Genomic DNA, 23,053 nt, shown 5'->3' with positions numbered 1-23,053 from the left:
GCGACTATGAAAAACGACAAATATATAAAAAATATACAATTGTTGCTTCAGTATTTAGTGAAAGGCGACTTTTCAAAGATTCCAAAGCAAATTGTAAGACTAAGGTTAAGTGTAATAGGTTTATTTAAACTAATTCAAAGAGAGTCAATTGATTACAAGATAATAAAGAACGCGATATATAGGCTTGTAAGGGAATACAAAGAATTATTCATAAAGATTCAGTCTTAGATTTAATTTGATCTCTGGCATTTATAATTTTGAACTACCTTAACCAGTTTCGAAAGAGGTCTATTATCAAATGCACCTTTGATGTCAGCATCTAATATCCAATTCCTAGTAGTGCCAGGACGAACAATACTAGATATTCTCTGTATTGCATCGTGAACGCTACGTCCAGGTCTAAAGCCATAGCTGCAACCTTCAAACTTAGCTTTCAAATATGGTTCAAGTGCTGATTTTACAACAGCCTGTCTACACCTATCCAAAATAGTTGGCAAGCCTAAAGGTCTAGATTTGCCATTACTTTTTGGTATGTACACACGCTTAATCGGTTTTACAGATGATAGATTGTTATCTGCTAACTTTTCCATCAACAGACTCCTTTCTTTATCTGTATTAACAACTATTTTATCAATTCCGGGACTTTTTCGTCCTTTGTTGATTTGAGTAACACGTCTTATAGCAAGTAACCTATTTGCTCTTGATCTTAACATCAATCTTTGTAAGTTACCTACTAACTTCGTATTACCATTTGCGAATGCACTATAAATACGTCTACGAAGATTATTAACCTTTTGTATAATTTCTTTCCAATCTATTGAATGCCAATAGATTTTCTTGAAATTATCCTTAGTCTCAATTGTTACATTTGCGTTTTGCATTCACTTTTCCAATTAATTCATAATCTTGTTTACCTATTTAGGGTAAATCACCAGTCTTAAGTTAGCATCATTTCTGATTAGCATATAAATGCCTATACACTCAGTTATTGATTCCTGTAGTCTTTCGACTTAGTGTCATTTGCTTTCTAAGACCTCTCTTACCTACTATCAGTTGCCTAATAATAGGCTTACCATGTTTCACTCATCAGAGATACGTTAAGTTGGCTATCTTCTTTATACCGAGGAGCTGGCATTTTTAAAAAAAAAGGCTGCGTATTCCTTCTTACAGCTAAGCTTTTCAGCTTTATCCCTATAACAGATTTTATCTTGAGTATCTGCTTTCACATTTACGATATTTCCATACGAAGATTCACTTTCGTTTAACCAATTTTAACTTTACCTTACCCCTATTTCCCATCCAGATTAGTACTTTAGTTAGGCTTTCTATCGCGCTTAGTACAAGACCGTTGCCAATCTCGCACTGCAATAGCGGTAACTAAGGTTTAAATGCAACCTTGCTACATCTGTAGTCTCTGTTTGAGCGACCTCATGTCGCACTACGCAATACGTAAACTTGAAAGTTTACTGCTAAAAAATGAGTACTCATTAACCGATTGAATGTTAAAAAAAAGAAGTTTGTGCTAGCAAAATCAAAAAAACCATGCTAACTTAAAACTCAGGTGAGAATTGGTATTGAGATGGCTATACAGTTTACAAGGATTGAATTTTTAACTAGAAGTAAAGGAGGTGATAGTTGTCGTAAGGCAGCGTATAATGCAAGAACTATTGTTAAAAATAAGCAGACAGGTATAAAGTATAACTTCTCTCGTAAGAAAGATAACGTATATCATACAGTGCTGATACCGGATTATGTAAATCAAAAATTCAAGAATATTCAAACATTAATGAATGAGGTAGAACGAACCGCAAAAAGAAAAGACAGCCAGTTGTTGAAGGATATCGTAATAGCGTTGCCAGATGATAAGGAGCTAAATTTAGAGCATAGAATAGAACTAACTCATCAAATAGTTGATGCAATGGAATGGGTGCAAAATGGTCTTGGAGTACAGATAGATATTCATAAGTCTCAGACAGAAGAAAACTGGCATGCGCATATATTGGTTACTACAAGAAGATTTAAAGAGAATGGTGAATAATTAGGTAGTAAAGCTGTTGACTTAGAGGCTAAATTTATAACTGTAAAAGGTCAGTGGCGTATTATTAAAGATCCCAAGATGATTCATGAAATAGCAAAAGAAATAATTAATGCATATTTCGCTAAATTAGGCTTACCAAATAGAGTTGACGAGATAAGCAAAGTGCCTGGAGAGCATATTGGGCGTATTAGGAGTTTAATTAATGAAGTAGCAAATGAAAATGAGTTACGTAAAGAGGCTAATTTAAAAATTATTAAGGATGCTGATGTAATAACGAATTCTATAACACATTACAAATCTATTTTTACTAAGCAGGATGTTGAAAAAGCTGTTCAAGATATACCAGGCCTAACAGAAAGGGAACTGTTAGTTCAGCAAGTGCTTAATTCAAATAGAATACTAGAATTATATCATGATGATGGTGAAAGTAGCAAATATTTTACTACAACTAAGGTTCGAAATGAGGAGACGAGAATAATCAGAATAGCTAATAAAATCAATGATCGAGTTTATTACAACGATATTTACAATCTTAATTTACAATCTTAAAAGTGATATAGAAGGTCTAGCAAATGTTAGTGAAGAACAGAAACAAGCTCTAAGGCATATGTATTATTCTACTATAGCTTGGGGTAAGCAAAAGTATCCTTTATACTTAATTTATTTAATCTTCGTAAAGATTAAAACATATCTACTAGATTAATTGAGTTGCAAGTTATTTTAACTTTAAACTTAATTTTTTCTTATATCTATGTTTTTTTCTTTCTTCGCTAACACGCGCTTAAAATTATTCTATTCTAGCGTTATAATACTGTTTTATCTTGCTATAGAACTGTCTTTCTGTTGTGTGCGCGCTGCTGTTGGAGTTGATACACTAGCTGAAGATGATGCTATACTAGCATTATTTTGTAATCCAGCGCTAGCAGCTTGAAGTTTAGCTAATCCTTCTGCTCCTAAAGCTTCTTTTATTTTATCTCTAGGAGAAGAAAAGTGTTTTACTGCTGCTTCTCCAGCTTCAATCATATTGCTCACCCCTTGTGTTATATTTTGAAATCCACTAGTAACAGTTTGTATGCCTGCAGCTACACCCATTATTCCTTTCTCTTTCATGCCTGTAAAGGCCTGCATCATTTCTGTGGAAACCTTAACTGCAGTTTGTACAAATTTTACTGCGCTATCTACTAGCTTTGAAAAATCATCACTTATAAGAAAATCCTTGATCTTTAACATCCATTCTTTTAATTTATTCATTGTAGTTTGTTGGGTTTGTTCATCTTTCCCAGTGATATCGCCAATTTGGCCTTGCAGTTCCTTTTTTTCTTTTTCAAGTTGTGATCTTTGTTCAGCTGAAATACTTGAATTTTGCGATGCAGACTTCATTGCTTGATCCATACTTTCTTTGAGTTCTGTTGCTTCTTTACTCATAAAGATAATTCCTTATAATATTAGTAATACTTAAAAATATACTTAAATATTATGCAGTTATCAATAACTAATATTATTTCAGTTATATTGATCATTTATCATATATCATGATTATACACATACTGTATTATCTTGCAGGATATTTCTTTAGTTAGCTAAATATTAAAACAGACTATGAATTATATTTTTAATCGTGAAGCATATAGGATGCAACGTAATATAAAAGTTGCTAATGAAATACATAGCTGCAGTTTTTTACTCAACTTCTGTGTAGATGATATAGTATGTCGACTTAGTCAAATAAATCAACAATTTAGTAATATTTTGGATTTAGGAGCAAGAAATGGAATTTTAACTAGTAAGCTTAAGAAGCTATATAATAAAAGTAATATTGTCGCTTTAGAGATAGCAGAAAATCTTATAAACCAAATTCATGATAATGATATAATGAAAGTAATTGCTGATGATGCCAATATTCCGTTTTTGAATGAGAGTTTTGATTTGGTTGCATCATTATTAAATATGCACTGGTTAAATGATTTTCCGATATTTTTAAAGCAAGTGTTACAAGTTTTAACTGGTAACGGCGCTTTTATTGGATGCTTATTTGGTGAAAATACTCTTAGTGTTTTAAGAAAAAAGTTGATAGAAGCAGAATCTATTTTGCAGCTACCACATACTCCGCATATTTCTCCATTTATAAGAGTTGAGGATATAGTGAAGTTATTTCAGTTAGCTGGTTTTACTGTAATTGTTGATATTGAAACAATAGAAGTGGAGTATAAAAGCTGTTTAGATTTAATGAAGGAATTAGGTAATATGGGCGAAGCAGCAAAATTTCATCAGCGTCAGTTAGGGCTGCATAAAAAATTATTGCATTTTTTAATGGATGAGCAGTCTCCAATTAGTGAAAAATTTGATATTATTGCGTTTATTGCATTCAAGAATCCCGAATCATTAAGCATTAAGGATTTTTAATGTTATATTTATACTAGACTTTTTATATTACTATCAGTAATTTAAGGTACTGTTGATATTGATTTGTTTTTATTAAATAAAAGAGGAAAAAATGCCAGAAAGTTTTGATTTAGTAGTGATTGGCGGAGGACCAGGAGGATACACAGGAGCAATTAGAGGAGCTCAATTAGGTATGAAGGTTGCATGTATTGATAATAGAGATATTTTAGGAGGAACTTGCTTGAATGTAGGATGTATTCCTTCTAAATTTCTGCTTCATGCGTCTAAAAAATATGAAGATATTAAAGCAGGTTTTGATGATTTAGGCATCAATGTAGGTGCAACAAAATTAAATCTAGCTAATATGTTGAATAGTAAAAACAAAAGAGTACAAGAGTTAGGAAATGGCATTAGTGGATTGTTTAAAAAGAATAAAGTTAGTCATTTTATTGGTACTGGAAAAATTATTAACAGTCATGAAATTTCAGTTCAAAATAGCTCTGGATCTAATACTAGCATTACTAATATTCATGCTAAAAATATATTGATTGCAACCGGATCAGAAATTACTACTTTGCCAGGTATTGAAATTGATGAAGAATATATAGTTTCTTCTACTGGAGCTCTTAGTATTAAATCTGTTCCTAAAAAAATGTTAGTAATTGGTGGAGGATATATTGGCTTAGAGCTAGGTTCAGTATGGCGCAGGCTAGGAGCAGATGTAACGGTAGTTGAGCGTAGTGATAGAATAGCTTCAGCAATGGACAATGAACTTGGAAAATTAACACAACAAGCACTATCAAAACAGGGCATGAAATTTAAATTTAATACTAAAATTATATCAGCCGCAGTGAAAAATCAAACGGTTGATGTTATACTACAATCAGTTAATGGTGATAATATGCAAGAAGAAAAGATTAATGTTGATGTAGTATTAATCTCAGTCGGTAGAAAGCCATACTTTAGGGATTTAGGTTTAGAAAATATTGGTATAAAGCTTGACAAACAGTACGGTACTATTGAAGTAGATGAAAAATTTACAACTAATATAAAGAATATTTATGCAATTGGCGATGTCATTAAAGGGCCAATGTTAGCGCATAAAGCTGAAGAAGAAGCTATAGCAGCAGTAGAAAATATGACTGGCCAGGCTGGGCATGTTAATTGTAATGTTATGCCAAGTGTTATTTATACTTTCCCAGAAGTTGCATCTGTAGGATATACTGAGGAACAGCTTAAAGAGCTTGGTATTCAATATGTTGTTGGAAAATTTCCATTTTTAGCTAATAGTAGAGCTAAAGTTATATATAATGATGTTACTGGAATGGTTAAAATTTTAGCTCATGCTAAGACTGATTTAATATTAGGAGTTCATATTATTGGCCCTGAAGCTGGTACTTTAATTGCTGAAGCTGCTGTAGCGATGGAATTTCATGCTGCTGCAGAAGACATAGCTCGTACTTGCCATGCTCATCCTACTCTTAGCGAAGTATTGAAAGAAGCTGCGTTAGCAGTAGCTAAGAGAAGCATTAATTATTAAACTTTCTGCAAAATACTAAAAATAATTAGAGTTATGATTTAAGAAGTTAAAGCCATAAAGTACATATCACTAAACCTTGCATGTTGCAAATATGTGAAGTTATAACAAGCGCCTAAAAGGAAGCTAGTATACAAATAATCATTAGCTCAATACCATGAAAAGAGATAAGTAACTAGCTTTTCTTGAATAACTCAAAAACATGCCGTGGTATTCTTAAGCTAAAAGTCTTGTATTTACAAGGTTAATTTTGAGTATATTATGGCTATGTTAAATTATTAAGCTTATTGTAAAATTGTATAAATTTAGTATAGTAGAATGATCAATAATTTATCCGTCTCTATGACTAAAGTCCTAAAAATTATATTAGCAATTATTATTATCTTATTTAACACTTTATCTATTTTTGCTAATACTACTACATTAGCTCCAATTAAAATTACTAAAGGTAACTGTACACAAATTCCAATAGCAATTAACTTTTTTGCTGCCAAGTCAAATGAAGAGCATGACTTATCTCAAAATATTGTATCGATTATTAGTAATGATCTTAATATATCTAAAATTTTTGCTCCTATATCCAGTGATTTATTTATAGAAACTGAACAAGGCGTTGCTCATATACCATTATTTACTGCTTGGAGTCAAATTAATGCTAATATTCTAATTAATGGAGAAATAACAAAAATAGATTCTACAGATTTTAAAGTTACTTTTGTTGTATGGGATGTTTTCTCAGCTAAAGAAATTACTAGAAAATCTTTCACATTCCCTTCGCAACTATGGAGAAGTACAGCTCATAAAATAGCGGATCAAATATATAAACATGTTACTGGAAGCAAGGGAAATTTTAATACAAAAATAGTATATGTCTCTGAAAGCAATTCTTCTAACAGAAAAATTAGGAGAATAGCTATAATGGATCAAGATGGAGCTAATCATAACTATATAACTAATGGTAAAAATCACGTTATTACTCCTGTTTTTTCACCTAATAATAATCAAATACTTTATGTATCTTATCACAATAAAATACCAACAGTACGTATACATGATCTTAATTCTGGAAACAATAAAATATTAGCTAGTTTTAATGGTATTACGTTTTCGCCTAGATTTTCTCCTGATGGTAATAAAATCCTAGTATCTAATTCATCAACTAAAAATGTTACGCATATATATGAAATTAATTTACTTACTAGAAAAGTTAAGCAACTAACTAAGGGGCAGTCAATAAATACTTCGCCTAGCTATTCTCCTGATGGTAGTAAAATTGCTTTCGTATCAGATCGTAGTGGATCAACACAAATATATATTATGAATGATCAAGGTGGTAATATCAAACGCTTAACTTCTCAACCTGGAGCATATACAACTCCAGCCTGGTCACCAACAAATAATTACATAGCCTTTACTAAAATTGAAGCAGGAGAATTTAGCATCGGGGTAATAAAACCGGATGGTAGTAATAAACGAATAATTGCTACAGAGCACTTAGTAGAAGGACCATCATGGGCTCCAGATGGTAAAACTATCATTTTTTCACGTGCTTACAAAGCTACTAAATCAACTTCTACTAAAGTAAAATTATATTCTGTAGACTGTACAGGATACAATGAGCGTGAAATTCAAACCCCTGAAAATGCTTCAGATCCTAACTGGTCAAATGAATATGAGTAATATATCTGTATTGTAAAATTAAAATTAGTAGTGCATAGAAGCAAGTATATGTAAATTATTTTACTGATTGATATCACATAATTATTTAGTTTTATTGCAGTATAGTCCATGTAAATGATTAAATATATAAACTAAAATTTTATATATTTAGAACTTAATTTAAACCTAGTAGTTAAATGGCTATTTTTAATTTTGTATTCTTTAAAATTATTGCTATTCTACTTAATGTAATTATTGGATTTCTAGCTGGCAAATGGTCAAAAGTAGATCGTGATAGCATAGCTGGATTATTATTCTACTTCATTGCACCTATTGTATTTTTTTCAATACCAGCACATACAAAGTTAGACTTACATGAGATAAGTATTGCTATAGTAACTTTTGTTATTGCAAGTGCATTATGTTATCTCTCACGCTTAGTTTTTAAAAGGTACTGGCAGGATGCTACTCAGAATATTTTAGCGATGGCTGCAGGAACAGCAAACACTGGTTACTTTATGTTGCCAATAGCTGCTAAGCTATTTGATGAATACACATTAAGTTTATATATGATGGCTACTATTGGGGTAAGCATCTACGAGTCATCAATAGGTTTCTATATTTGTGTAAAAAGCTTAAAAAATACTCGAGAAAGCATAATTCAAGTATTAAAATTTCCAAATCTGAATGCATTTATTCTTGGATGTATATTCAGTTTAGCTGGTTTAACCTTGCCTAAGTTTTTAGATAGCTTTATTGCAGATATGATAAAAGTCTACTCAGTATTAGGTATGATAATAATAGGGTTAAGTGTATCAAACTTAGTTAAATTTACAGTAGACTCAAGATTTACATTAGCAGCTTTTATATCAAAGTTTATTTTTTACCCTTTAGCTATTAACATCTTCATTATCTTAGACAAAATTACATTTGCTATATACACTACTTCACACTATAATGCACTAAAGCTTCTATCTTTAGCTCCAATGGCTGCTAATATTATAGTAATTTCATCAATCATCAAATTTCATCCTGAAAGATCAGCAGCAACAGTGTTATTGTCATGTATTTTTGCATTATTTTATATACCATTAATGATTGCCCTAACTCTACAACTATGATATAAATTTTACATATAACTTTTCCTTTTTATTTTTTGAATAGCATGACTTAATATCATAAAAATTTATGGTATTTTAATATTTGCTAAGAAAAATAGTACATATAAAATTGATAAAAGAATTAATAACATGATAATTTCACGCAAAGTTAATGTTTTAATTATGGGTTCAGGAGTAGCAGGAAGCACTGCAGCTCTCTATTTAGCTAGATCTCATTCTAATCCAGTATTACTACATGGCAATCAACCTGGAGGACAGTTAATGACAACTCTTGAGGTAGAGAACTACCCTGGATTTACAAATACTGTTTCTGGACCATGGATAATGGATCAAATGCATAATCAAGTTAAAAAATTTGAAGTAGAAGTTATAGATGATCATATTAAAGCAGTTAACTTTAAAACTTATCCATTTGAGGCTACAGGGAACAAAGCATTATATTATGCTAACAGTGTAGTGATATGCACTGGTGCTCAAGCAAAATGGCTAAATATACCATCAGAAACTACATTTAGAGGATATGGAGTATCTAGTTGTGCAACCTGTGATGGCTTTTTTTTTCGTAACAAAAGAGTGGTTGTTATAGGAGGTGGCAATACTGCAGTTGAAGAAGCATTGCATTTGACTAATCTTACTAGTCAAGTTACTCTAATATATAGAGGAGATGAAAAAAAAGGTCTAAAAGCTGAAGCAATATTACAAAAAAGACTTTTTAAGAAAAAACAAGAAGGCAAAATTACTATCATTTGGAATAGTACAATTGAAGAAATATTAGGCAATGATAATGGTGCTAAAACTGTAACTGGAGTAAGAATTAAAAACTCTAAGAATAATACTATTAGTACTTTAGAAGTTGATGGGGTATTTATAGCTATCGGCCATGCACCTAATACGTCACTATTTACCAATCAACTTGATATGGATTCTTATGGGTACATTATTACAAAACCTAACTCTACTCAAACTAGTATAGAAGGAATATTTGCTGCTGGTGATGTTCAAGATAATAAATATAGACAAGCAGTAACAGCAGCATCTAGCGGCTGTATGGCAGCTTTAGATGTTCAAGATTTTCTAAAAAAAATAGAATAATAACTTTATATAATTGTGATTTACTTGCTAAGTAAAGTTTGATGCTGGTTCTTTAACTTTTTTATCTGTTTAAAAAAGTTACTAGATTTATCTTTTGATAATTGATAATCTATTATTGGAGTTAGGTAATTAGGATATTTTTTTGAAAAATGCACGTCATGAATAACCTTAGCAGAAACATTTTCAAGGTTAGGTAAGTATTTTTTTATATACTTTGCTTCGTGATCAAATTTTCTTCCTTGAGCAAAAGGACAAAACATACGGACAAAATGTTCCATATCGGTACCACATGATGCAGCCCATTGCCAACTACCCACATTTGAAGCAAGTTCATAATCCATTAAATATTGTGAAAAAAAATGCTCTCCCAAACGCCAATCAAGCAGTAAATACTTAGTGAAGAAATTTGCAACAATAGTACGTGCAAGATTATGCATCCAACCATCTCTTAATAATTGCTTAATTGATGCGTCTATCATTGGATAACCAGTTTTGCCTTCAGTAAATTTACAATAAATTTCTAAATCCTTCTCCCAAGGTATATTATTACGGTATTTGTCTTGAAATTCTTCACTTACAGTATTTGGAAATCTAAAAAGAAGACTTGCATAGAATTCTCTGTGAATTAATCCATCGATCCAGCCTTTTTCTTTCTCAGTTTTACCTATAGCTTCATCTGTGATTAAAGCCTTGCTATCAGCTGCTATAGCCTTAGAAAAACATTCCCTTATTGAGACTAATCCAAATCTTAAATAAGGTGAAATAGTACTACTGCTGTTAAGATATAAAAGGTTTTGGTTAGTATTATTAGTTCTATAACTAGTTATGTTGTTCTGAATAAAATTATTCAAGATATTTTTTGCCTTTATTGGCTGCCAAATGTTATCTTTTTGGTAAGTATAACCAATTTGATTTAATATTTCACTTGCACCATGGTTAAGGTTAATAATTTTTAAATTTAAACTAGATAAATCTATGCTCTCCAATGATACTAATCTATGATCTAATCTATAATTAGATCTTTCTATACATGAACAATTCTTCCTTAAATATTGTTTAAAAGCAGTATTATATGGATTATATCTCATATAATACTGCTTTTTGTGTGTTACAATAGAACCAGGCTTTAGCAATAAATGATCGCAAACTAGTTCCAATTTAGATTTTCCGTTAAACTCTAAAAGATTGCTTATTTTTTGATCACGGATAACATTCTCTGGATCATACTCCTCATCAGCATAAATTGTTTGAATATTCAATTTCTCTATAAGCTTAGGAATGATTTCCACTGAATTACCATATAATACCAACAGATTACCTTCTAATTCTTGTAACTCGCTATTTAGGTTGTAAATAGCATTTGCTAAAAAAGATAGTCGACGATCTAAAGGGTTAGAAAAATTTTGGAGAATAGTAGTATCAAAAATAAAAATAGGTATGATTTTCTTTGAAGATTTTAATGCTTCTGCAAAAGGCTTATTATCTTCTAGCCTTAAGTTACGACGTAGCCATACTATATCACCTTTTAATGATATAGCATTATTGCATTACTATACTACTTATTGCTTATTACCACCTCTCTGCTTACAAAGCCATTGTAAGTAACAAAATATATGAAGATTTAATATATCAAATATAATTTAATCTATTTTAATATAAATTTAGCATAATAGATATAGTTAAACTCACTGAATTAGGTGAAAGAAGAACATGAAAATAGTTTCGAATAATTTGATAGTTTATGTTATTTTATTTTTAATCAATTCTTTAAAATATTTGCAAAAATCACATATTATCTAGAAAAGCTCTACTATGGGATCATATTCAGTTCTCATTTTTTCTTGAGATCTTCACCTCTCCATATCTTTTTTACAGTTCTCTTTTTTCTATTACGTCTATCATATATTCCTGTTAATCTATTCTTGTAATCCCTATTCTAAATATACTCTAACCTATCTCCTTATATTGGACTAGGGATTTTTATAGAAGGAAAAAATATTAAACTGTTTATTACATTTCATGAAGTGTAATAAACAAGATAATCTATAAATTGATACATTTGATGAGTTAGACTATATAGTCAAACCATGCTCCTTCCTTGTGAAGTTTTAGGTTTGAGCTTAAATACTGCAGGTTCTTTTTTTTGATTAATATCAAACTTATGACTTACTTCAGACTTTAGTAAAACTTCTTTACTACTTGATAAAAAATCAATTTTATTACTTAAACTTTTTTGATGATTTTCGCTTTCTATCATAAAATCTGCAGCATTAAATTCAGCTATTTTTTTTTCTTGCTCTAAAACACACTGTTTTATTTTTTGCAATTTATCATGATTACTTTTTAGCCATTCTTGTTGCCAATCACAGTATATATGACTGTCATAATCTTTAATCTCATAATTATTATCAATAGCCCATTTTAAGGCACTTTTTTGATCAATTTCAATATTAGTATTATGTGCATATAATACTGGATCTTGTGCTTTAGAAGTAGCAAAAGCTTTTAACCATCGTCCTTGTTTAAAATCTTGAGATACATTGCTAAACTTAGCTACTATATTTGTTGCTTTAGCTATTTCTTTCATATTTTGAAGGTTTTTTTTCAGATTTTCTTTATAAAATTCCTCAAGATCTTTGTAGTTACTTATGACAGCACTATTAACTATACCACTTCCAAAGCTCGCTTGTACAATTAAGTCATTTGGATTAAATCCTAGCTTTCTTAGCTCAGCAGCTTTTTGCTCTATTACAGTCTCTATCTGCTCTTCATTTAATTGATCTATCATTTTTTTTAGTGCAGTATTATATTTATCAATATCAAAGCGTAAGTTACCAGATTGAATTGCTAAATCATACTTTTTACTTTTTCTTTTAAAGCTTTTATATGTTGTGCTAACCATACTTGCAAAATCTTTATGATATTGCATAAGTGATCTGCCATGATCTACTTTAGCTACAGTTTTACCATCAAGTACCATTAAATTAGCAGCATGATAATCCATATCTCCTAACATATGGCAAGCAGCAATTACTTTTTCAAATCCATCTAATTGTTTTAGACAGCTGGCTCTTGGATCAACACAAGTAACACCTTTCAAGCCAGAAAACTCAGAAAGTGTTACTGCATTCTTAAGAAATTTAGATCGTATATAAAGAAAATTTGAATTCGATTTATCTGGCATTGTTAACGCTTCTTTAGGAGCTCGATCATATAATAATAATTGATACATATGTGATGCTAGTAATTCTTGCATAGCATCTATCATATCACTTTGATATTGGTCTGATGTCTGTGATTTTATACAACATAAAATACTTGTTGAGCTTTTTTTAGCACTAGTATTGCTTTTATAAAACTGCTTTATAAGAAAAGTATTGCCACTAGACTTTTCAGTAGCAATATATCCTGCAGAAATCCCAGCTCGTTTAGGACCTTTAGGAGAAAATTCCCCTTGTTTAGCAATGTTTTTATCACGCAGCAGCTCTTCAATATTGTTATTGCTTAAGTTTTTATTAAAATTTCTTGCTTGTTGATTATTTAATTCTTGTATACGTTCTATTTTAAATTGTGTAGTTAGCCTATCTAAAAGTGGTAACTCAATAATTTCTCTGAATTCTTTATGCTCCTCCCCTGCAAAAATATCCTGTAATACTTTCAATACTTTGCTTAAGTCTCGATCATCTAACTCAGAAAGACATTCTTGGTATTCTTCTATACTTGCTACACTTTTTTTTTCAGAAATGTCGCTTAAGGTTTTTATAAGATTTTTACTTAACAATAAAATATCTTCTTCTGTAAATTTAGATTGATTAGAAGCTATTAATGTTTTAAATAACTTCGTTGCTAATATACTTTTTGTAATTCTGTCTTTAAGCATTTAAAGCCCTCATTAATTAATATATCTTTGCGTATATAGTTAAATTCTCTGAATATGGTTACTGAAAAAAAGAGAATATATAAACCTTCGAATAAGCTATCATTATAACTTGCGCCTTATCGTACCACACAATTCAAGTAATTCAACTAATAGTATATATTTTAAAGAAAATTTCAAGTGTAATAGGATTTAAATCAGGAGAATAAAGCAGTAAATACTCTTCTAATATATCTAAACTAGTATAAAACAGTTATATTATATACTTTTTGAATAGCATATCTAAGCACAGTGATATTTGATTCTTTTTGATTTATATTGAAACCATTTTTTCAATATAAAATAACTGTTTTATATTAGCTTAGCTATATTGTTGACGTCTTACTTCCATTGGATATATTCTTTTCGTCATTAGTGTCTTTGAATTTTCTTGCTTTTTTTCTAGCTTATCTAACAGATAAATCTGGATATGGCTTTTAGATTCTGTTTTCTAATTTTTTTTCTAAATATCATTATTTTACTTCTTATCATTTTTAGTTAAAGTATTTTTCTTGCTTTTTTTCTTTGGTAATTCAGAATTATTGTGAATTTTTTGTATACCTTGATATCCTGTATCAGTAATCGCTTTAACCTTAGGATGAATAAGAATTTTGGATTTCTTAAATAATCTAAAGTCATGTTTTTTACCGTTAGAAAAATCTGTACATATTACTTGATGCGTTTTCTTGTCTACCACTATTAGAGCTTTCAAATTAAGCTTATTTTTACGCCAACTTTTTGATTTCTTAAGACCATCAGCTTTCCTCAAAATATCCACCATCTTTGAAAATGTTACAATGGTCAATGTTCAAGTTATTAAGTATAGTATTATAAACTCATACTTTAATATAGAAATATGAGCAATTTTTTCTATGCTCAAAACCTCATTGTAAATGACTATAGTAAATAAAATAGTTCTTAGATAAACTTATTACTTTACTTATTTTTGATTATTGTCTACGTTATTACTATCATCAGCTGTAGCATTATAATCTGGAGGAACATAAGGTGTTTGAGTTGGAACAAATGAAGGGGGTAGTAATCTACTAGTAAAAAACTTATCCTCATAATATTTAACCTTTTTAGACCGTATTGGTGGAAACGATTCAATTAAAATAATTTGCTCATCGCGTGGCAATAAAATAACCTCTTGTGGTAATAATAATGCTCTTTGTACTTCAGAAATATTCATAGTTCTAGTAGCTGGATTAAGATCAAAAAAGCGAGGTTGACTATGCGAAGCTTGTTTAACTGTTTTATTGCCGCATAACTGCGATATTAAGTTAGCAGTCTCATAATTGTTAGCAGCAAATGTAATTCTATAAGTAGAATTAGATAAAAATGAATTCATTCCTGCTTCTTCATATGTTCCTTTTAACTGCTGCGTATCTTGAATAATCAAAAATAGCCTTACTCTATAACCTCGAAAATAAGCAATTCCAGTTTTAAATTGTTCCATTTTACCTAAAGTTGGAAACTCATCCAATAGAAACATTACTCCATAAGGTTCTTCCTTAACATCAGGAATTTTTCTGCTTAAAAATTCAGTAGACTGTTGATAAAATACTTGCATTAATTTTTGCAATCTATTGATATTATCAGGTGTTAAGCCAACGTATATTGTTGTTTTTTTTCTTTTTATTTCTAAGATATTGAAATCTGATGAAGCAGTTGCAGCATCGATCAATGGATTGGCCCATAATTCAAGACCAGAATTCATAGTTGATATTACTCCAGAGCGTTCTTTATCAGCTTTTTGAAGAAAAGCAGCAATATTCATATAAGCAACTGGATGAATAACTCCTCCCATAGTATCCAATACTACCGCTAAATTATATACTACATCATTACTGCGCATAGTACGAACCACTTCGCCAAATGTTTTAGCTTTTGTATTATCAGCAATTAAATATAATACAACTCCTAAAAACAGACTTCTAGCCTCATTATTCCAAAAGTCTTTTTCTGGCATAATTAGGTTAGCAATTTTCTGCACATCATCAACCATCTGACCAGGTTTACTACTAACCCAATCTATTGGATTATAACAATGAGTAATACCATCTGGATTAGCTGGCTCCCATACATAAACATTTTGTCCTTGCTGAGCTCGCCAGCCACTAGTTAATTCATAATTTTCAAGCTTAATATCGTGAACTATTACTGAATGTTCCCAAAACAATAAATTTGGAATTACAAAACCTACCCCTTTACCTGAACCAGTAGGAGCAAATAATAAAGCATGTTGAAATCCATCTGCAACATAGTATCCTCCCTTATCTACACCTAACAATGTACCATGTTTTGACCTAAGACCAGCTCTTTTTATATCATCTTGATCTCCCCAACGTGCATCACCGTATACTTTTTCTTTCAATTTATATGGTTGCCAACTCTTAATTTTCTCGAAATTTTTGATATATAACACTATAGTTATAACAGGTGGAACTATAAAGGAAAATACTAATTTAAGTTTTAAGTAATCATAACTACTAAAATCAATTAAAGTCCAAGAATTTATAATCCAGATTAGATATTGATATACAATGGATACATTAAAAGTTAGTAATACATCTATTAAATTTTGATGTTTAATAGTAAATAAGAGTATAAAAAATTTAATAATGAAAACTACTAATATTACTCCAATACAATGAACCATTATCTTTATAACTAGATTTCTAATCTTAGTTAAAAATGCATTCTCATTCATTATTTTTTTCTCATTTTTTTAAAATATATTTCAGAAATATATCTAATTCCACGATCACCACGCTTCAATTGCACTACTATATCAATTACTGCATTAATATAGTTTTTGATTTCATCTGGCGGCATTCCTAGTCCAGCTTGCATTACCATTAATTTTAACTGCTCCAAAGCCATTGCAGTAGTATCTGCATGTAAAGTTGATATTGATCCTGGATGCCCTGTATTAATAGCACGTAAAAAACTAAATGCTTCTGCTCCTCGCAACTCACCAATTATTATTCTATCAGGCCTTAGCCTTAAACAAGCTTCAATTAAATCTTGAGTATTAACCTTTGCTCGTCCTTGATTTCCTTTTGAAGCTAATAAATGCAAGCGATTTGGATGATTAGGTATGCTAATTTCTCTAGCATCTTCAACAGTAATTAGTCTTTCTGTATGCGGAACTTCTAATAAAGCTGAATTAGTAAAAGTTGTTTTACCACTAGAGGTACCACCACTAATAATAATATTTTTTTTGGACTTTATTGCATGCTGCAAAAAATTTTTGAATTGTTTATTAATAAGGTATTCACTAAGTATTTTATCATTTTCATCAATTACTTCATCAATCGCCGTGTAATCAAATGCTCCTGTTTTATTATAATCTTCTAAAGTCATATTTAAAGAAGATACTTTTCTAATAGCTATACCTATTGATCCAACTTCGCAAGCTGGTGGAAAAACTACCTGCACTCTATAGCCATTAGGTAGAGTAGCTGAAAGTAATGGTTTTTCTTCAGAAATAACTTGTTCAGTTGACTGAGCTATTAACCTAGCTAAAGCAGCTAAATGACTAAAATCTAGATCTTTCATTAATTCTTGACGATAGCTTCCCTTTTTTTCAACCCAAACCTCACCAGGGCGGTTAATCATCACCTCATTTACTCCTGCTTCATCAAAAATTAATTTAAAAGGAGTTAAATAGGTTTCAAGTGCAATATTATTCTTCATCAGAGTACTCTTACTCCACTAACTGCTTTTGTTGGAAACAAATAATCTTTGTTAACATATATTTTAATATTCTGTCCTTGATTAAGAGTAATAGTTCTATTAAATTCTTGACTTGGAATTATTTTTTTTATTGCATTAACTACATCGTTTAAAGCAGTATCAGTTGCTTTTTGAGTATTACTATTGCTATTATCAGCAGTAGAATTTGAGATATTAATAATTGTGTTTATTAAAGATGATAGCTTTTGTTTATCGTCTACATTTGCTATTATTGATGTCTCAATTTCCATGCATTTTTTATTGATAGTAGTATATACAGATGATGATTTATCAGTTATAAGACTACGACTCATACCGCAAATCTCTGTTATCTTTTGACTATCACTCTTTACAGAATCATTGTTAATATTCATCGCATTTTTAATTAACGTACCAGTGAGGCCACTAGTTGTATTAGCCATCTGTTGCTGTAACGCTACTACTTTATCGAGTGTAAATGCTGCACCTATATTAACAGCTGATACTAAAACAGCATGCATAATTCTTGCTAAGTTTTTATTATTAACTTTTCCTGTAACTCCTATTTTGCCTAATCTATCAATAGTTGGAGCAGATAAATTTAGTTTATATTGACTACCTGCAATCTGTACTTCTGACCAAGTAATCATCATTCTGCCATAAGCGGCATTATCTAATACACTAGGATAACCAAAAATTTTTGAGCCTCTTGGAATTAAGACAGTTTTTCCTTCTTGAGAGTAAACATCTTTACTTACCATAGCTACTATCTCTCCAATAAAATCAGAGTTTACTGCACTTATAATTACCGCATCAATTACTGTCCCCCTTCCCAATAAATATCTTAGTTCTCCTGCATCAGTAAAATTTCTTATCTGCTCCATTTCTTCTCTTGTTGGAGAAGGAGGAGATTTATTAATTAGTACAATATTAGTAGATGTTCTTTTTTCCTGTAAACGAGCAGCTCTATCTTTAGTTTGAGCAGATAAGTCTAATGAAGGTATTTTAGCATCTTGTTTAGCGTTATTATACTCACCTTGTTCTGTTAATGGTAAAACTGGTGGCTTAATTAACTTCGGTTCTGTTGGCAGTTTATTAGACTGAACTGCTTCATCTTTACTAGAGTTATCGTTATTCAAGTCATTTAATTTCGCTTGATTTGGTACTTTTATTTCTGGCAATTCTGGAGTTATCAGAGTAGGTATCGTAGGCAATTCTGGTATAACAATATCTCCTGATAATTCAATATTTGGCTTGATAACATCAACTGGTACTGGAACAGCTATACTTTCCTCTTTAGGACTTTCGTCAATAAAGATACTAGAGATTACGAAATATAGTATTACAATGGATATAACTACTATTACTATCGTTAATAAAACACTCCTTTTAGCACTAGATGCAACTTTTGAAAATTCATTATGTACTTCTGGTCCAACTACTTTAGAATCCTCAGAATGATCATATTGGCCCTGTGGATCTTGATTAGAATCGTTATTAATATTTTGCATTACTTTTCTTTATTGCACGCTTTCTTTTGTGGATAATAAAATCTAATTAAATAAACTAAGTCATGTTCACGCCCTACTTCTAGCTCCTTAGATACAATATCAAACTCATATGTTCTCTTATTTGTGATAATAGTCATATTGGTTCGCACATTCTTTTCAAGGGATTTAATAAATATTCTGTTTGGTAGTGGATATGTAACTTCCCAAGCATAATTATCGCCAAAGAAAATACTTCTAATCTCCTCATTTTTAGCAAACTCAATACTTGATTGAAATCCAGCATGCAATACTAATAGATAAACATCGCTAGGATTATATATGTAAGTTTTAATTCTATCATCAGCTGTAGTAGGAAATTCTTCCTCAAAATAACTACTATATACTACTGAGGAAAATAACAAATAAAAAATAAGAAATATTCTAACTATAATCATCATCTATTCTATATCCTATAATTTGAAAACCTACTGGATTAATATCAAATTCTTCAGGAGAAAGTTCCATAGGAACATATTGATACTGTACTACAACAATCTTATTAAATACCTTTCCGCTTATAGATTCATGTATTGCAATTCGAACAATAAACCTTCTGTCAGGCAACTCTGACCATGATCTAACCTTTAATGTTGTAGTTTCACGTTGCCCATATATTAACCTTGGATCATTTTCCTTTCGATTAATAAAATTCAAATATGACCAATAAACATTGTTATTAGACAATAATTTAATAGTTTGTCTAGCTTTAATCTCAAAATCTACTGGATTATATGTTTCCCTAGCAGAAATATATAATTTAATAAAATATTGCGCTAACGCTTTTTCAGTATTTAATACTTCAATTCCAACTGGATTAACAACTCTAGTTGCACCAGTTTTTTCTTCAATCTGTATTACAAATGGTTCAAAATTTCTTGCTAAAGATATTTTCATCACAGCAACTACTGCTATAAAAATTAATATTATACATATAAATGACAACAATACAGCAATGTTACGCTGTACTAGCACAGTCTCATAGTGATCATTAAACCAACTTTTTACAGCAGGCTTATTTTGCTGTTGCTGCTCAACTTTCTTTTTATTTTTCCAAAAAAACATTTCAATATTAATAAGTATATTACTATTTATTTTTATAGTAAGCTTTTTTATAATTATGTTAAGTGTAACATTACTTTTTAATTACTAATAAATTGTTATCTATAAAAAATGTAGCAGAATTGTAATAGCAATCATAAAACAAGTTAATGCTAATATTAGCATTATTAAAAAACAAACCATAAATAAACAACAAATAAACAACGCAAATATATAGCATAGCAAAAACACTATATTATAAATATCTTACTCTTAAGTAGGAGCACTAACAAACTCTTGAGTAGGGACACTAACTGGCATTATTATAAAAGTTGCACTAGTATTTTTTTCTTCGAATTGAATCAAAGCTGGAGATATAGAGTCTTTAAATTCAATAGGAATTTTAATATTATTACATACACTTAAAACATCAAGCAAGTATTTTGCATTAAATGCTATTGTAAGTTGATCATCGCCTATATATTCATATTTTTCTACTTCCTGTTTAGAAGATTGATGTTGATCATTCTTGTTATTCTGCTGTTGTCGAAGTAATAACTCTTTAGCCTTGCATTGAGCATTACCGTGAGCCCTAATTGTAATAGCATGATGATCTAAATCTAAAATAACTATTTTAGATTTTTCAACTGCGATAGTAGAAACTCTATCAATTGATTCAGAAAGATCATTAGAGTTAAGAATTATTTTTTTTGTGTTATTAGCAGGAATAAACAGCTCATATTCTGGAAAGTTACCATCTATTAATTTTGAAATAATAGTAATATTTTGACAATCGAATTGTATTTTATTACTTTTTACTTTTATAATGACGTTATATTGATTTATTGATGGTTCTTTAAAAATTTTATATAATTCTGTTATAGTTTTACGTGGCAAAATAACACCAAAGCCATCACTACTAGATATATTGGTTTTAAAAGTATCAATGGTGCATTTAGCACTTGCGAGCCTGTGCCCGTCAGTCGCTACTGCTATTAATGATTTATAGTCTTTTGAATGTAGATAAATACCATTGAGATTATATCGTGTTTCTTCTGTAGATATAGCAAATTTAGTATATTCAATCATCTGCGCTAACTGCATAGCAGTGACGTGAATAATAAAATCTGCATCAGTAAGTTCTTCAATTACTGGAAAAAGATTGATAGGCAATGTTGCTAGATTAAACTCAAGATATTCACCTCCTTTAATTTGCACAATTTTATTATCTTGGTTACAATAGATAGTAAATTCATCATGTGGAATTTTTTTCACTATTTCATTTAATGCCTGTAATGGAAGAGTTATGCTAATATCATTTTTACTAATTTTAATTGGTAGCTTTTGATAAATAAAAATATCTCCATCAGTAGCGCTTATTTCCAAACGTTTTTCTACAGTATCATTGATATGAGTAAGCTTAACATTACTTAAAATTTGATCTACATTTTTTTTTTCCAGTATAGGCATGCAAAAATTGAGAGCACGGGAAAAATTTTTGGTATCAAGCTTGATGTTAAAGTCAGATATTACCAGATCATTATGATCAACCTTTGGATACTTAGTATTCATAATTATTCATTACTCATATTAATTTTGCAGTATTCTCATTAATAGACGTACTTCATCTTCAAATTCTTGCTCCTGTTTACTTAGATCTTCTACTGTTTTAATAGCATGCATAACTGTGGTATGATCTTTTTTGCCAAATGCTTTTCCAATATCTACTAAACTCTTAGATGTCAGCCGTTTTGCAAGATACATTGCAAGCTGACGTGGCCTAGTTACTGATCTTGATCTTCTACTAGATGACATATCAGATATCTTAATATTATAACGCTCAGCTACTTTTTTTTGAATGCTATCAATGGTAATTGTTTTCTGGTTAGATCGTAGCAAATCTCTTAAAATTTCTTGAGTATTTTCAATAGTAATTTCATATCCAACTAGAGTGGAATGGGCTATCACTTTGTTTAAAGCTCCTTCTAGTTCGCGTACATTTGAAGTAATTTTAGCAGCTAAAAACTCTAATACTTTTAGCGGAACTGCTGTAGCCAGCTGTTCCACTTTGGACTGCAGTATGCCTAATCTTAGCTCATAAGTTGTACTATGGACGTCTGCCACTAATCCCCATCCTAATCTAGATTTAATTCTTTCTTCAATATTGTCCAGGTCAGATGGAGATCGATCACATGAAATCACCATTTGTCGCTTATTATCGATTAGTGCGTTAAATGTGTGAAAAAACTCCTCTTGAGTACTATCTTTACCACAAATAAATTGAATATCATCAATCATAAGCACATCTACTGACCTGAATTGTTCTTTAAATGACATAACATCTTTATTTCTTAAAGATTGAACAAACTGATACATAAATTTTTCAGCTGACATATAAATTACTTTACGTTTAGAACTACTGTTCTGAATATGCCATGCTATTGCATGCATTAGATGTGTTTTTCCAAGACCAACTCCGCCATATAAAAAAAGAGGATTAGATTTTGCAACAGCAGTTGGCGATTCAGCTACTGTAGTTGCTGCTGCATATGCTAACTCATTTGGCCTACCAACTACAAAATTATCAAAAGTAAATCTTGGATCTAGCGTTGAGGAAAAAATAACATTATTGCTGCTTTTAGTACTATATTGCTGATTATTATTATCTGTATTTTGTTGAGTAGAAAATGCCAAATCAGAATTTTGATGGTCAATAGCAGAAGTAACAATATCAACTCTTGTAATAGAACTATCATAATATGCTAATAGCTGCCTAATAGAATCAAAATAGTTAGCCTTTATCCAATCGCGCGTAAAATTAGTAGGAGCAGACAGCTTTATATAACTATCTGTAAAATCAACCATATTCATTTTACTAAACCAACTTTTAAATACAGCTTCACCATAATGACTCCTTAAATCTCTCTTGACATTACTCCATAACTCATGAAAGTATAACCCATCTTTAGTAGTATTTTGCTGTTGCAGAAGTGTATTCAT

The 23,053-nt window shown here is 30.4% G+C and carries 18 protein-coding genes and 1 pseudogene; 7 read left to right on the top strand and 12 right to left on the bottom strand.

The annotated features are described in order from the left end of the window. Positions 1-230: 230 nt before the first annotated feature. Positions 231-881, bottom strand: coding sequence for a reverse transcriptase N-terminal domain-containing protein (locus DK405_RS00090; RefSeq protein WP_109510519.1), 651 nt, complete (start codon positions 879-881; stop codon positions 231-233). 680 nt (positions 882-1,561) lie between these two features. On the opposite strand from DK405_RS00090, the gene DK405_RS15285 reads away from it, so the two are divergent. Continuing rightward, the gene (locus tag DK405_RS15285) at positions 1,562-2,038 is read left to right on the top strand and encodes a MobA/MobL family protein (RefSeq protein ID WP_280638062.1); all 477 of its coding nucleotides are present in this window, start codon (positions 1,562-1,564) and stop codon (positions 2,036-2,038) included. A gap of 78 nt (positions 2,039-2,116) precedes the next feature. Beyond that, positions 2,117-2,587 (top strand): hypothetical protein, encoded by a 471-nt coding sequence (locus DK405_RS15280; RefSeq protein ID WP_280638061.1) that lies wholly within the window; start codon positions 2,117-2,119, stop codon positions 2,585-2,587. A gap of 267 nt (positions 2,588-2,854) precedes the next feature. Here DK405_RS15280 and tsa22 read toward each other — a convergent pair whose 3' ends face one another. Beyond that, positions 2,855-3,463: a major outer membrane protein TSA22 gene (gene tsa22, locus DK405_RS00080; RefSeq protein ID WP_045912180.1), complete on the bottom strand. Its 609-nt coding sequence runs from the start codon at positions 3,461-3,463 to the stop codon at positions 2,855-2,857. Positions 3,464-3,637: 174 nt separating this feature from the next. Here tsa22 and DK405_RS00075 point away from each other — a divergent pair, with 174 nt between their 5' ends. From DK405_RS00075 to trxB, 5 genes are all read left to right on the top strand, one after another. After that, entirely contained in the window at positions 3,638-4,441 is an 804-nt protein-coding gene (locus DK405_RS00075) for a methyltransferase domain-containing protein (protein WP_045912179.1), read from the top strand. Positions 4,442-4,532: 91 nt separating this feature from the next. Beyond that, positions 4,533-5,960: a dihydrolipoyl dehydrogenase gene (lpdA, locus tag DK405_RS00070; protein ID WP_045912178.1), complete on the top strand. Its 1,428-nt coding sequence runs from the start codon at positions 4,533-4,535 to the stop codon at positions 5,958-5,960. A 315-nt stretch (positions 5,961-6,275) separates the two neighbouring features. Next, positions 6,276-7,637, top strand: a complete 1,362-nt coding sequence (tolB, locus tag DK405_RS00065; protein ID WP_045912177.1) for a Tol-Pal system beta propeller repeat protein TolB — start codon at positions 6,276-6,278, stop codon at positions 7,635-7,637. Positions 7,638-7,813: 176 nt separating this feature from the next. Next, a complete protein-coding gene (locus tag DK405_RS00060; RefSeq protein WP_012462009.1) occupies positions 7,814-8,737 on the top strand; it encodes an AEC family transporter in 924 nt (307 codons plus the stop codon). Between the two features lie 135 nt (positions 8,738-8,872). Next, complete coding sequence (trxB, locus tag DK405_RS00055) at positions 8,873-9,829, top strand: thioredoxin-disulfide reductase (RefSeq protein ID WP_410522047.1); 957 nt, start codon at positions 8,873-8,875, stop codon at positions 9,827-9,829. Between the two features lie 20 nt (positions 9,830-9,849). On the opposite strand, the gene DK405_RS00050 is transcribed toward trxB, so the two are convergent. The 10 genes and pseudogenes from DK405_RS00050 to dnaA all read right to left on the bottom strand — a co-directional run bounded on the left by DK405_RS00050 (position 9,850) and on the right by dnaA (position 23,053). Beyond that, positions 9,850-11,346 (bottom strand): cryptochrome/photolyase family protein, encoded by a 1,497-nt coding sequence (locus tag DK405_RS00050; RefSeq protein ID WP_231967900.1) that lies wholly within the window; start codon positions 11,344-11,346, stop codon positions 9,850-9,852. Positions 11,347-11,909: 563 nt separating this feature from the next. Beyond that, positions 11,910-13,709, bottom strand: coding sequence for a hypothetical protein (locus DK405_RS00045; RefSeq protein ID WP_045912174.1), 1,800 nt, complete (start codon positions 13,707-13,709; stop codon positions 11,910-11,912). Between the two features lie 517 nt (positions 13,710-14,226). Then, positions 14,227-14,538, bottom strand: a pseudogene (locus tag DK405_RS00040) (transposase); the annotation flags it as partial. A gap of 147 nt (positions 14,539-14,685) precedes the next feature. Continuing rightward, complete coding sequence (locus DK405_RS00035; RefSeq protein WP_045912172.1) at positions 14,686-16,458, bottom strand: type IV secretory system conjugative DNA transfer family protein; 1,773 nt, start codon at positions 16,456-16,458, stop codon at positions 14,686-14,688. Further along, positions 16,458-17,447 (bottom strand): P-type DNA transfer ATPase VirB11, encoded by a 990-nt coding sequence (virB11, locus tag DK405_RS00030; RefSeq protein WP_045912171.1) that lies wholly within the window; start codon positions 17,445-17,447, stop codon positions 16,458-16,460. Before virB11 ends, DK405_RS00035 begins: the two co-directional genes overlap by 1 nt. Beyond that, complete coding sequence (locus tag DK405_RS00025) at positions 17,447-18,976, bottom strand: TraB/TrbI/VirB10 family type IV secretion system protein (RefSeq protein WP_045912170.1); 1,530 nt, start codon at positions 18,974-18,976, stop codon at positions 17,447-17,449. The genes virB11 and DK405_RS00025 overlap by 1 nt, the downstream gene beginning before the upstream one ends. Beyond that, the gene (locus tag DK405_RS00020) at positions 18,976-19,410 is read right to left on the bottom strand and encodes a TrbG/VirB9 family P-type conjugative transfer protein (protein ID WP_045912184.1); all 435 of its coding nucleotides are present in this window, start codon (positions 19,408-19,410) and stop codon (positions 18,976-18,978) included. The genes DK405_RS00025 and DK405_RS00020 overlap by 1 nt, the downstream gene beginning before the upstream one ends. Continuing rightward, the gene (locus DK405_RS00015; protein ID WP_045912169.1) at positions 19,397-20,077 is read right to left on the bottom strand and encodes a VirB8 family type IV secretion system protein; all 681 of its coding nucleotides are present in this window, start codon (positions 20,075-20,077) and stop codon (positions 19,397-19,399) included. The genes DK405_RS00020 and DK405_RS00015 overlap by 14 nt, the downstream gene beginning before the upstream one ends. A 249-nt stretch (positions 20,078-20,326) precedes the next feature. Further along, positions 20,327-21,625 carry a DNA polymerase III subunit beta gene (gene dnaN / locus DK405_RS00010; protein ID WP_045912168.1) on the bottom strand — a complete coding sequence of 433 codons (1,299 nt, stop codon included), beginning with the start codon at positions 21,623-21,625 and terminating at the stop codon, positions 20,327-20,329. 18 nt (positions 21,626-21,643) lie between these two features. Further along, positions 21,644-23,053: a chromosomal replication initiator protein DnaA gene (dnaA, locus tag DK405_RS00005; RefSeq protein WP_045912167.1), complete on the bottom strand. Its 1,410-nt coding sequence runs from the start codon at positions 23,051-23,053 to the stop codon at positions 21,644-21,646.

The sequence above is a fragment of the Orientia tsutsugamushi genome (assembly GCF_900327275.1).
GTDB classification, from domain to species: domain Bacteria; phylum Pseudomonadota; class Alphaproteobacteria; order Rickettsiales; family Rickettsiaceae; genus Orientia; species Orientia tsutsugamushi.
Note: the sequence above shows the minus strand (reverse complement) of the source record. Positions and strands in the feature narration are given on the sequence as shown.

What these genes read in the sequence shown, in the direction of transcription:
- tsa22 (WP_045912180.1), bottom strand. Translation starts at nt 3,463, where the DNA reads ATGAGTAAAGAAGCAACAGAACTCAAAGAAAGTATGGATCAAGCAATG.
- dnaN (WP_045912168.1), bottom strand. Translation starts at nt 21,625, where the DNA reads ATGAATACTAAGTATCCAAAGGTTGATCATAATGATCTGGTAATATCT.
- DK405_RS00060 (WP_012462009.1), top strand. Translation starts at nt 7,814, where the DNA reads ATGGCTATTTTTAATTTTGTATTCTTTAAAATTATTGCTATTCTACTT.
- tolB (WP_045912177.1), top strand. Translation starts at nt 6,276, where the DNA reads ATGATCAATAATTTATCCGTCTCTATGACTAAAGTCCTAAAAATTATA.
- DK405_RS00075 (WP_045912179.1), top strand. Translation starts at nt 3,638, where the DNA reads ATGAATTATATTTTTAATCGTGAAGCATATAGGATGCAACGTAATATA.
- DK405_RS00025 (WP_045912170.1), bottom strand. Translation starts at nt 18,976, where the DNA reads ATGCAAAATATTAATAACGATTCTAATCAAGATCCACAGGGCCAATAT.
- DK405_RS00090 (WP_109510519.1), bottom strand. Translation starts at nt 881, where the DNA reads ATGCAAAACGCAAATGTAACAATTGAGACTAAGGATAATTTCAAGAAA.
- dnaA (WP_045912167.1), bottom strand. Translation starts at nt 23,053, where the DNA reads ATGAATACACTTCTGCAACAGCAAAATACTACTAAAGATGGGTTATAC.
- virB11 (WP_045912171.1), bottom strand. Translation starts at nt 17,447, where the DNA reads ATGAAGAATAATATTGCACTTGAAACCTATTTAACTCCTTTTAAATTA.
- DK405_RS00015 (WP_045912169.1), bottom strand. Translation starts at nt 20,077, where the DNA reads ATGTTTTTTTGGAAAAATAAAAAGAAAGTTGAGCAGCAACAGCAAAAT.
- lpdA (WP_045912178.1), top strand. Translation starts at nt 4,533, where the DNA reads ATGCCAGAAAGTTTTGATTTAGTAGTGATTGGCGGAGGACCAGGAGGA.
- DK405_RS00045 (WP_045912174.1), bottom strand. Translation starts at nt 13,709, where the DNA reads ATGCTTAAAGACAGAATTACAAAAAGTATATTAGCAACGAAGTTATTT.
- DK405_RS00035 (WP_045912172.1), bottom strand. Translation starts at nt 16,458, where the DNA reads ATGAATGAGAATGCATTTTTAACTAAGATTAGAAATCTAGTTATAAAG.
- DK405_RS15280 (WP_280638061.1), top strand. Translation starts at nt 2,117, where the DNA reads ATGATTCATGAAATAGCAAAAGAAATAATTAATGCATATTTCGCTAAA.
- DK405_RS00020 (WP_045912184.1), bottom strand. Translation starts at nt 19,410, where the DNA reads ATGATTATAGTTAGAATATTTCTTATTTTTTATTTGTTATTTTCCTCA.